Origin of the sequence: Massilia alkalitolerans DSM 17462 (assembly GCF_000427785.1) — a bacterium.
GTDB lineage: Bacteria > Pseudomonadota > Gammaproteobacteria > Burkholderiales > Burkholderiaceae_D > Telluria > Telluria alkalitolerans.
On the sequence record NZ_ATYR01000031.1, the window covers coordinates 67,576 to 73,658 of the forward strand.

6 protein-coding genes and 1 pseudogene are annotated in these 6,083 nt (G+C 65.1%); all 7 read right to left on the reverse strand.

Going from position 1 to position 6,083, the window contains the following annotated elements; genetic code table 11:
* Positions 1-9: 9 nt before the first annotated feature.
* Complete coding sequence (hslV, locus tag YWC_RS0123100) at positions 10-546, reverse strand: ATP-dependent protease subunit HslV (protein WP_027867511.1); 537 nt, start codon at positions 544-546, stop codon at positions 10-12.
* A 174-nt stretch (positions 547-720) separates the two neighbouring features.
* A complete protein-coding gene (locus tag YWC_RS0123105) occupies positions 721-1,995 on the reverse strand; it encodes an STAS domain-containing protein (RefSeq protein WP_027867512.1) in 1,275 nt (424 codons plus the stop codon).
* 201 nt (positions 1,996-2,196) lie between these two features.
* Entirely contained in the window at positions 2,197-2,649 is a 453-nt protein-coding gene (dksA, locus tag YWC_RS0123110; protein ID WP_027867513.1) for an RNA polymerase-binding protein DksA, read from the reverse strand.
* Between the two features lie 252 nt (positions 2,650-2,901).
* Complete coding sequence (locus YWC_RS0123115) at positions 2,902-3,966, reverse strand: CobW family GTP-binding protein (RefSeq protein WP_027867514.1); 1,065 nt, start codon at positions 3,964-3,966, stop codon at positions 2,902-2,904.
* 139 nt (positions 3,967-4,105) lie between these two features.
* Positions 4,106-5,026, reverse strand: a complete 921-nt coding sequence (gene xerC, locus YWC_RS0123120) for a tyrosine recombinase XerC (RefSeq protein ID WP_084416549.1) — start codon at positions 5,024-5,026, stop codon at positions 4,106-4,108.
* A gap of 20 nt (positions 5,027-5,046) precedes the next feature.
* Positions 5,047-5,712, reverse strand: coding sequence for a DUF484 family protein (locus tag YWC_RS0123125; protein ID WP_027867516.1), 666 nt, complete (start codon positions 5,710-5,712; stop codon positions 5,047-5,049).
* A gap of 98 nt (positions 5,713-5,810) precedes the next feature.
* Positions 5,811-6,083 (reverse strand): annotated as a pseudogene (locus tag YWC_RS33400) (IS4 family transposase); the annotation flags it as partial.

Consider the following 6,083-nt stretch of genomic DNA (forward strand, 5'->3'; position numbering starts at 1 on the left):
GGGACTGGTTCATTCCAGGGTCTCGATGATGTGGTTCAGGTTGGTGTAGATGCACAGCTCGCCCGCAATGGTGAGCGATTTCTTCACGATTTCTTCGGGCGACATGCCGGTGTTCTCGTACAGGGCCTTGGCCGCCGACTGGGCGTACACGCCGCCCGAGCCGATCGCGCCGAGGCCGTCGGTTGGTTCCAGCACGTCGCCGTTGCCGGTGATGATCAGGGTCGATTCGCGGTCGGCAACCAGCAGCATGGCCTCGAGCTTGCTCAGCATGCGGTCGGTGCGCCAGTCCTTGGCCAGTTCGACCGAGGCGCGCAGCAGGTTGCCCTGGTGCTTCTCCAGCTTGGCTTCGAAGCGGTCGAGCAGCGTAAAGGCGTCGGCGGTGGCGCCGGCGAATCCGCACAGGACCTTGCCCTGGTACAGCTTGCGCACCTTGCGCGCCGAGCCCTTCATGACGACGTTGCCCAGCGTGACCTGGCCATCGCCGCCCAGCGCGACCTGGCTGCCGCGCCTCACAGTGACGATGGTGGTGCCGTGAAATTGTTCCATTTTTAGCCTCGTGGTTGTCTAGCCCCCCGCAGATGGGGTGGGTGCTCGCAATTGCAAGATGAGCTCAGCCTTAATTGCGATGTCGAATGGAACCCTGAAGTACCACAGTCCATTTTTACGCGTTGTCCACGTAACGTGGACACCGTGTTATTCATGGACAAGGGGCCGGCTTGGTCAATACCGGTGCGGGTAAAGACGGATGCCACCCTCGTCGTGCGTATAACCGAGCAGGCGCAGCAGGGCCGCCACCATGTGGTTCAGGTCGCGCAGCTCGACCCGCCGCTGCTGTTCCGTGTGTACGCGCAAGCGGCCCTGCAGCGCGGTGGCGCAGGCATAGTCCATGCGCGCCAGGCGCGAACAGTCCAGCACCAGGATCTCGCGCCCTGCGGCGTAGGCGTCGATGGCGTCCAGCAGTGCCGCGCACTCTCCCAGTGCCAGCGGCGGCAGCAGGAAGCGGTCGCCCGCCACCGGGGCGGGGGCCGCGGTCGACACGTGCCTGGGCGTCTCGAACGAGGGCGGCGACACCTCGAAGGTGACGCAATAATCCATCGCCGATTCCTCGAAATCCTTTTCGCGGTTGGACAGCAGGAGCAATTCAAGCAGCAGCAGCCAGGGCGCCTCGCCAGCCGTACGGTCGCCAACCGCCAGCATGGGGCGCAGGGTCGCCATCAGGGCGTCGGTGCCGGCCAGCACCAGTTCGCGTCCTTCCTTGCGCAGCGTTTGCAGCGCCTTCAGGAGCAGGGTGCAGCCTGTCGCATCGGCGCTGCGCACCGCGCCGACGTCGACGCGCACCAGCGGCGCATGCGCGGCGAGCAGGCGCTGCAGGCGGGGGGCGATGCCGCCATCGAGGACGGGGCCGAAGCTTTCGGTGGCGGCCACCCCGGTGAGCTGGGGGACGTCCTGCGCAGGGGGAGGCGGCTGCCAGGCCGGCGGCGAGGTCTCGAAATGGCTGGCGTAATCGATGGCGATGCTCTCGAACCGGCTTTCCTGGCCGGTGGCCTGGTAGAGGTCGAACAGCATCCACCAGGGCAGGCGTTCGATGCGGCCGAAGTCCGCCAGGCTGTCGCGCAGCAGGCTTTCGGCGGCGGCGGCCTGGCCGTTGGCGTAGAGGATGGCGCCTTCCTCGACCGCCGGCGCGGTGGCGGGCACGGCAGCGGCGTCGGGCAGCTCGTCCAGGCCGGGAGCAGGCTCGGCAGCCGCGGCGGCGGCGGCGGGGCGGCGCGCCGTGCTGCCCCAGGCCGGCTCGTCGTCGAAGATGGCGGAGCTCATTTCCAGCTCGATCTCGTCGATCTTGGCCGCGGTGGCGCGGGCGATGGCGCGCTGGCGTTCGCGCTCGGCTTCTGACGCCAGGCGCGAGGGTTCGCCGGCGCGCAAGCGCGTGTCCACGACGAGAAGTTCCTCGTCTGCTGGCGTGTCGCTCTTTTTCTTCAGGAAGGAGAACAGCCCCATGGTCCACTATGGATAATTGAACAAGTCCCGGCACGGACATGACGGTAGCACGGCTGCGGGCGGCATGTGCTGCGCACACGCGCATCGCTGCTAGTGTATCCGATAGGAAATAAACATATGCACGAAACATAATGCCCGCGCACAAAAGAAAAAAGCATGCGCCTTGCGGTGCATGCTTTTTTCGGTAGGGGTGGACGGGAATCAGTCGCCGTACAGTTTTTGCTTCAGTTCGCGGCGCTGCTGGGCTTCCAGCGACAGGGTCGCGGTAGGACGGGCGATCAGGCGGGGAACGCCGATCGGTTCGCCGGTTTCATCGCAGTAGCCGTACTCGCCGTTCTCGATGGCCTGCAGCGATTGCTGGACCTTCTTGAGCAGCTTGCGTTCGCGGTCGCGGGTGCGCAGTTCCAGCGCATGTTCTTCTTCGATGGTCGCGCGATCGGCCGGGTCCGGTACCAGCACGGTTTCGCGCAGGTGTTCCGTGGTCTCGCCAGCATTCTTCAGCAGTTCCTTCTCGAGCTCCTGCAGGCGGTTGCGGAAGAACGCGAGCTGTGCCGGATTCATGTAGTCGTCGTCGCTCATCGCCCGAATTTCTTCTTCCGTCAGAAGGCGTTCTTCGAGCTGCGCGGCGGTATTCGGTTTCGTTGTTTTAGTCATGATGCCTTCGATACGACAGAGGTTTTCATTTTAGCAGCAAACTCAACATTAACACCTTTGCAACAGGTGCCTGTCAAGGCTTGCTGCCCCGGACGGCGGCTGCCGTCCTTCACTGCCTGTCCCGGACCCGCATGCGGCTGGCGGGTGGGACGATGCCCGGATGCGCCGGCGCGCTAGCGCTGGTGCCCGGCCTGCCAACTACCGTGGCAGGTCGTCAGGCGGGCCCGGACTTGCCCGCAAAACTGATGTAGTTTATACCAAACACTGTTCAAGTCCGCTGATAAATACGTCTTTTGGTAAATTTTTACCAATAAACACCATTTTACTGCCACGGGTCTCGTCTTCGCCCCACTTTGCGCCCAGGTCGCTGCCCATGATTTGATGTACGCCTTGGAACACGACCTTGCGGTCGGCCCCAAGCATCGACAGCACGCCCTTGTAGCGCAGCATCTGCGGTCCGAAGACCTGCACCATGCTGCCCAGGAACTGGTCGAGGCGCTCCGGGTCGAAGGCGCGTTCGCTCTTGAAGACGAAGGCGGCGATGTCGTCGGTGTGGTGGCTGTGGTGGTGGTCGTGATGATTGCAGGCCTCGCCATGGGCATGGTCGTGGCCGCAGTGTTCGCCGTGCTCGTGATCGTGGTCGTGATCGTGGCCTTCCTCGGCGCGCAGGAAGTCCGGGTCCAGCTCGAGCTTGTCGTTCAGGTTGAAGCCGCGCAGGTCCAGCACCTCGGAAATCGGCGCGCGGCCGAAATCGCTGGTCGAGATCGGGGCGCGCGGGTTGATGCGGTGCAGGCGCGCCTTCAAGGCATCCACGGCGGCGGCGTCGACCAGGTCGGTCTTGGAGAGCAGGATCTTGTCGGCAAAACCGACCTGGCGCTGGGCTTCTTCGTGACGGTCCAGCTGGTCCATCGCGTGGCGCGCATCGACCACGGTCACCACGGCGTCGAGCATGTAGTTAGCGCCCACTTCTTCGTCGACGAAGAAGGTCTGCGCCACCGGACCCGGGTTGGCCAGGCCGGTGGTCTCGATCACCACGCGGTCGAAAGCGATCTCGCCGGCGGCGCGCTTCTGGGCCAGGTTGGTCAGGGCCACGATCAGGTCGCCGCGTACGGTGCAGCAGATGCAGCCGTTGTTCATCTCGACGATCTGTTCGCCGGTGTCGCGCACCAGGATTTCGTTGTCGATGTTTTCCTGGCCGAATTCGTTCTCGATGACCGCGATGCGCAAGCCATGCTCCTCGTGCAGGATGCGGTTGAGGAGGGTGGTCTTGCCTGCGCCGAGGAAGCCGGTGAGGATGGTGCTTGGGATGGGTTCCATGTTCGCTTTGCCGTCAGTTGCGCCCGCATCAAGGCGGGAGAATCGGGGGATTATGCCGGATTTCGTGCAACATCACCATCAATCAACCGTACCGCGTCTTGACACATCTCAACATCTTCGACGCTGCAATCAGATTGGCTTACTTCGACTTCGCCCGCGGATGGGCCTTGTCGTAGACCGCGGCCAGGTGCTGGAAATCCAGCGCCGTGTAGATCTGGGTCGAGGTAATGCTTGCGTGTCCGAGCAGTTCCTGCACCGCGCGCAGATCCCCCGAGGATTGCAACACGTGCGAAGCAAAGGAGTGGCGCAGCACGTGCGGGTGGACGTGCACCGGCGTGCCTGCGCGCAGCGCATGCGCCTTCAGGCGGGTCTGGACCACGCGCGGCGTGATGCGGCTGCCGCGGCTTGACAGGAACAGCGCGGCGCTTCCGTCGCGCGGGGCGGGGCGCACGGCCAGCCAGGCGGAGAGTGCCGAGCGCGCCGGCGCGCCGACGGGCACGCGCCGCATCTTGCCGCCCTTGCCGGTGACCACCACTTCGCCGGCCTGCAGGTCCAGCCAGCCGAGCGAGGCGGGCATGCCATTGCCGGCTTCGGTATAGACCATGTCCAGGCCGGCGAGTTCCGACACCCGCAGGCCGCTCGAATACAGCAGCTCGAACATGGCGCGGTCGCACAGCTCGGCCGGCTCGGAATGGCCCTTGGCATTGGCTTCCATCAGCTGCACCGCGTCGTCGACCGACAGGGCCTTGGGCAGGGTTTTCGGGCGGCGTGGCGCACGCACGCCCTCGACCGGGTTGGTGGGCAGGGTCATCTGGCGCGACAGCCAGTCGTAGAAGCCGCGCCAGCCGGACAGCTTGCGCGCGATCGAGCGCGCCGACTGGCCGCCGGCATGCATTTTCGCCGCGAAGCGGCGGATGTCGTGGTGGGTCAGCTTCGGCCAGTCTTCGTGGCCCGCCAGGGTAGCGAGTTCCGCCAGGTCGCGGCGGTAGGCCGCGACCGTGTGCGGCGACAGCTGGCGCTGGGTGGCCAGCTCGCCCAGGTAGCGGGTCGGCCAGTCCATCGCCGCTGCCTCCATGGCCGTCAGGCGCGCAGCGGGGCCAGCGCGGTGCTGGCGGTGGTGGCGATGTGGACCAGGAAGTCGGTCGCCATGGTCGCGGTGAAGCGGTCGTCGTTCGGGGCGCCCAGCACCAGCAGGCCGAAGGTCTTGCCGCCGGCCGTGAGCGGCATCAGGACGGTCGAGCGCACCGCGGCCGGGTCGTCGAGCCAGCGCACCGCTTCGAAGTCGTTGTTCAGGCCGCAGTACGGGGCGCGCAGGCTGGCCGCGAACAAGCGGGCATCGTCCGACACGCCATTGGCGAACCAGGCGTCGGCATGCTCCGGCTTCAGGTTCCACAAGCGCAGCGTCACCTGCGGCACCATGAATTCGGTGCGCAGCGCGTCGACCAGGTCGCGCGGCATGGCGGCGCCGCCCCTGGAGGCGAGCAGGGCCTGGTTCCAGGCGTGGAAGCGGTTGGCGATGGCGTGGTTTTCCTCGGCGCGGCGGGTCAGCTCGGCCAGGCGCAGCTCGAGGACGCGGTACTTGTCGCGCATGACCTCCATCTGGCGCTCCTGCAGCGACACGGCGCGGCCGGTCAGCGGGCTCGACAGCTTTACTTCGCCCAGCAGGCCGGCGTGCTGCTCGAAGAATTGCGGGTGGTCGATGAGGTATTGGGCGACGGTGTTGGCGTCGATCGTATCGGTGGTCATGAAAGCTCGAGGTGAAAGATATCCGTCCGCCATTCTACCTGACGGGCAGTGGAGCAACGGACATAAAAAAAGACGCCCCGGAGGGTAATGCCGTTCAGTTAAGGTAGCTTCTTGACCTTCCGGACGGCATAACGCTTCGGCGTTGCCTTGACGGCCCGGTCGCATTTGCGGCCGGGCCGTTCATCTTTCAGAAGGCTAACCAGCCTTTCCCGCAAATGCTTCATTGATGCGGGCAATTTTCCATATGATCTGGTCACGCCTGCCCAATGCAGCTCGAACTGGATCAGGTGGAAAGCACGGATGAAGCTGACCTCAGTTGGCTCGCATTTGACCGTCAGCGCAGCCTTGGCGATTTCAAGGCGGACCAGGTT